Here is a 2,739-nt window from a genome sequence, read left to right on the forward strand (position 1 = left end):
AAGTTTTTATTGTTTTAAAAATGAAGATATAGAGCTTATTTGCAATGAGCTATCCATAATTCCAAGATTTGGATATCCTACAATTCAAGGAAAAAAGGAAAGATTTCCTCAATCTTTTTTTCAAGGCATATTCCGGTACAGATATAGGATTTCAACGGAGATTGCTTTGAGGCGTTACCTTTATAGTATTTATGGAAGTGCAATCAGAAACAATTTGAACAAGTTTGAACCGATTAATTCTTCTTATAACTTCAATTCATTCTTAAGTGTTGCCATATTGAAAACTTTTTTAGGCAATGAATGGATAAACGATTTTTTTACTTATATAAAGAATGAAAGCGGGCTTGCCTGAATTCAGACAAACCCGCCGATGGGGAGATACTAATTTTTTGCTTCTTTTTTATCGATTAAGGTGATTGATTTGCACTTAATTCCTGAATCGTCATCAGTATATTTACAGACTACTTTATCACCTTTTTTTAAATCTGTTACAGAAGCGCTTTCTCCAGAAATTCTAATTTTCGTTGCATCTGTTAATTCACAGATAATTTCACCACGCAATCCTTTTACATCAACTTTTTTTTCCTTCAAGTCTATTGATTGAATTGTACCTGTTAATTGATGCACTTTAACTTCTTCTGAAAAGCTGAGTAGAGTTATGCTGAGGAAAAAAAGAATCAAAATGATAGATAAACTTTTCTTCATCTTTTATCACCTCCCTTCCCAATTTTGGATAAAAATATCATATCGCTAATTTTTGTCAATATTAAATAATATTATATTTTTATTGCTATTTTAGAATTTATTTGTCAATAGTTAATGTAATTATTAGAAGTGAAATATATTTTTGCATTGGAAGCGATGTAGGAAAAAAGAATGACGATTCGTTGAACAAATAAGCCCGAAGAGAAAGCCTGAGATTGTCCCCCAAAAGTTTGTCTTTTGAGCACAGGCATTGGGGTTATCGTTAATCCTGCGAACAAAACATATGCAAATTTTAGTGGGATGTTATCCCGCCACAAACATTCAAAACCTGCCCTGTCATATACTCTGAATCATCACTTGCAAGAAATACTGCTACTTTACCAATGTCTTCGGGTTGTCCAATTCGTCCTTTTGGAAGGCGTCCTGTTGAAATCATTATTTCTGCAATATCAGTCATTCCCATTTTGCCTTCACTCCTCAAGTTATTATCTATGCTTTCAAGCATTGGAGTTTGAATCATTCCGGGACATATGCAATTTACATTTATTCCAAATTGTCCAAGGTCTGCCGCAGCACAGAAAGTAAAGATATTGACCGCCGCTTTTGAAGAAGCGTATGCAGAACAGCGGGTGGGAGGATTTTTAGAAGTAATTGATGAGATATTGATTATTTTCCCTTTTATTTTTTTATCAATCATTATTTTAGAAACGGCTTTTGTCATTAAGAAAACCCCTTTAATATTTACAGAAAATATTTTGTCCCATGACGCTTCAGACATTTCATAAACAGCTTCAGGTTTTTCTTCAATTCCTGCATTGTTCACAAGTATATCGATTTTACCTTCTTTGTTTAAAATTTCTTTGGTAACCCGTTCAATATCTTCTTTTTTGCTCACATCTCCCTGAATAGCGAATGCTTTCCCTTGATCAGAATTTAGCTCATTGACTGTATCCTCCAATTTTTCAAGGCGTCTTCCCATAACATAAACAATAGCTCCTTCATCGCAAAAACATTTTGCTATACCTTTGCCTATTCCTGTGCCTCCACCTGTAATCAATGCAACTCGATTTTTTAATTTTTTACACATGGCTAATCCTCTCAATCAAATTTATCCCCTGTGAAAAAAAGACACACTAAATTTCGTATGGTATTATTATTTTAAGATATTTTTTCAAGAAAGAGGGTATTTTTTCAAGATCATCTCAGTAAAAAATAGTCTATTTGATGAATCTTTTTGAGACAAAAATGATAGATAGACCGCATAAGAAGAGAAGGGATGTGGACGGCTCCGGCACTGGAAAAGTAGTTGACCCGAATCCAAATGAGGCATCAGAGCCCCATTCGAATACTACATTATGTGAAGCTATGTAGGACAAAGTGCTATCTGCATTTGACATAAGTGAAAGGTCAATTCCACCAATGTCTAACTTTACGATAATAGAATTATTTATAGCCCCCAATCCTCCCAATGGAATGACTCCATTCGTCAGACCTGCTTGAGGACCATCGAGATTGATAGGACCATCTAAATTTGTTTTTGATGTGGCATAAACAAAAGGGGTTGTTCCTGATTTCATTGTCGATATGAAATTATTACTGCTTCCAAAACCAGTTTGTGAAGAGTTCCCATATCCCCATTCGACAGAAACATCTGCACCTTCAGTTAGTTGAGATGATATTCTGTCAAAATTTTCAGAGATGCTTCCTGTGTTTATGAATGCTCTTCCTCCCGAAATAAAAACGCCTGATGGCAGATCGAAAGCAACTGAAGTAAGCAGCTGATCTCCATTGTCAAAACCTATTGGAACGCCGCTTGAATTGTTTGTAAGAATTATTTGAAGCTTGCTATCAACGACAGAAAATTCGGCTTCGGCAGAAAGCCCTGATGGATCAGAAAAATCAATTATGATTGGAGATGGTGAAGATAATCCTTCGCCTAATATAACAATGAAAAGTAAAATAATTGCAAATAGAAATATTTTTTTAATTTTTAAATCCATTTTCTTTTAAACGCTCTTTTTTAAACTTTTAATA

The 2,739-nt window shown here is 34.3% G+C and carries 4 protein-coding genes; 1 reads left to right on the top strand and 3 read right to left on the bottom strand.

Annotated elements, in window-relative coordinates; translation table 11 throughout:
• Positions 1 to 352 (top strand): hypothetical protein (locus tag D6734_07905; protein RMF94374.1); only part of this gene is annotated, 352 nt, incomplete at its 5' end.
• A 29-nt stretch (positions 353 to 381) separates the two neighbouring features.
• Here D6734_07905 and D6734_07910 read toward each other — a convergent pair.
• From D6734_07910 to D6734_07920, 3 genes are all read right to left on the bottom strand, one after another.
• On the bottom strand, positions 382 to 705 hold the full coding sequence (locus tag D6734_07910) for a hypothetical protein (protein ID RMF94375.1): 324 nt from the start codon (positions 703 to 705) through the stop codon (positions 382 to 384).
• 292 nt (positions 706 to 997) lie between these two features.
• The gene (locus D6734_07915) at positions 998 to 1,792 is read right to left on the bottom strand and encodes an SDR family oxidoreductase (GenBank protein ID RMF94376.1); all 795 of its coding nucleotides are present in this window, start codon (positions 1,790 to 1,792) and stop codon (positions 998 to 1,000) included.
• A gap of 130 nt (positions 1,793 to 1,922) precedes the next feature.
• On the bottom strand, positions 1,923 to 2,705 hold the full coding sequence (locus D6734_07920; protein RMF94377.1) for a PEP-CTERM sorting domain-containing protein: 783 nt from the start codon (positions 2,703 to 2,705) through the stop codon (positions 1,923 to 1,925).
• Positions 2,706 to 2,739 lie beyond the last annotated feature (34 nt).

Source organism: Candidatus Schekmanbacteria bacterium (assembly GCA_003695725.1).
Taxonomy (GTDB): Bacteria; Schekmanbacteria; GWA2-38-11; order GWA2-38-11; family J061; genus J061.

Bases quoted from the DNA above. Each gene is read 5' to 3' on its own strand.
- D6734_07915 (RMF94376.1), bottom strand. From the start codon at position 1,792: ATGTGTAAAAAATTAAAAAATCGAGTTGCATTGATTACAGGTGGAGGC.
- D6734_07910 (RMF94375.1), bottom strand. From the start codon at position 705: ATGAAGAAAAGTTTATCTATCATTTTGATTCTTTTTTTCCTCAGCATA.
- D6734_07920 (RMF94377.1), bottom strand. From the start codon at position 2,705: ATGGATTTAAAAATTAAAAAAATATTTCTATTTGCAATTATTTTACTT.